This window comes from Flavobacterium bomense (genome assembly GCF_003970355.1).
On sequence record NZ_RYDJ01000076.1, the window covers coordinates 1 to 1,608 of the forward strand.

General features: G+C 30.0%; 1 protein-coding gene. It reads right to left on the bottom strand.

Annotated features, from left to right (window positions below):
* Positions 1–52 precede the first annotated feature (52 nt).
* The gene (locus EKL98_RS15640) at positions 53–1,078 is read right to left on the bottom strand and encodes a porin (protein WP_126563116.1); all 1,026 of its coding nucleotides are present in this window, start codon (positions 1,076–1,078) and stop codon (positions 53–55) included.
* Positions 1,079–1,608 lie beyond the last annotated feature (530 nt).

Here is a 1,608-nt window from a genome sequence, read left to right on the forward strand (position 1 = left end):
CTAAAATTAGCATCTTGGCAAAAAATATTTTTAAAATTTTATATTGTTTTTCCTAGAATCCGTAAACTACGGCTAGAGTAGCTTGAGAAGCAGCCTTAGTTGCAGCCATATCAGAATCTGTAAAATATTCATCTGAATTACTATCCAATCTAAACTCAGGAATAAAAGTAAAACCTCCAACTTTGTAATTAGCAGATAAAGTAAAAGCAGTTACCGATTGATCCGCATCAATACCATACAAATCCGCACCTTCTTTAGACTTAAAATATTCAGCACGCAATCCTAATGCAAAAGCATCGGTAACAGCAACAGAAGGGTACAAAGCAAATCCAGTATAACCAACTTCACCTTCGTTAGACCAATCTGCTACATTTAAACCCAATTTGAATTTTTCAGAAAGTTGAAATGTTGCAGTCAAATCGATAATAGTTCCGCTCACTGAACCGTCCATAAAGTTAAGGTATGCGCTTACGCCCTCAGACGCATAAGACAATTGACCTCCAACAGCATTTAACCCTTTGGTAGGATCAGCTTGATAATTATTCCAGGTATCATTAAATATACCTAACATTGCCCCAAATTTATCAGATATTTTATAGTTTGCTTTTATACCAGCGTTTTGAAATGGTCCATTAGTAAACAAATATGAGGTAGAATAGTGGAAATTAGCCACTGGAGATATTACCTCATAACCAATAAATGTTCCCATATAACCTGCAGTCATACTAAATTTATCAGTAAAAGCATAAGTAGTATATAAATTTTGAATGTGGAAAGATTGTCCAGCTACATCTGGAATAGATTGACCTGCACCTCTTGGTCCAAAAGACAGTTCACCTACAAACGAGGCTTTACCGTACGATTTCTTTAAAGCAAAATCAAGCATACCTAGAGAAAGTGAATTTTGATCCGATGCAAAACTTGTTCCAATGTTTGCGTTTTTCGAAAAATCATACTTATAATACAAATCTCCAGAGCCAGATATTTCTAAAGGAGTAGATGTTGGAGTTTCAGTTGCATCCTGAGCAAAAGTTATGCTCGTAATCATTAATGCTAAAATTAGTGTTACTTTTTTCATGTTTGTTTTAGTTTAATTATTGATTTAGTTTTAATTGTTTTTAAATTTGTGGCTATCAAATACATTTTTCAACTATTAAGAAAACATCATTTAATAGTTAAAACTTGTGACTTAATTAACTTTTCACTGAGGCAAATCTATCAACTTTTGTTAAACTAAAATAGTATAAAAAGGCTTATTTAACTTTTTCGCTAAAGAATTATTGATAACCAAAAATTGATTGCCAAAAAATATATTATCTTTATTAAAATGATTTTTTTTTATTATATTTTTATTTAGTTTTTTTTAACCAACCCCCTAATTTTTAGACATTTTTATAAAATAAATTTAAAAAAAGCTTGAAAATCATTTTTTTTGTAACTAAATTTCCCAACAACCCCTAAAAAAATACCGTTCATAGATTTTATAAAAAATATAAATTAAAGTAAAATCAACTAACTAACTCCAGAAAAAACAGATTAATGAGGGTAATATTCTATTTTTTTTTGCTCTAAATTATCAAATTAACACATTAGTTATTGACTATGTAC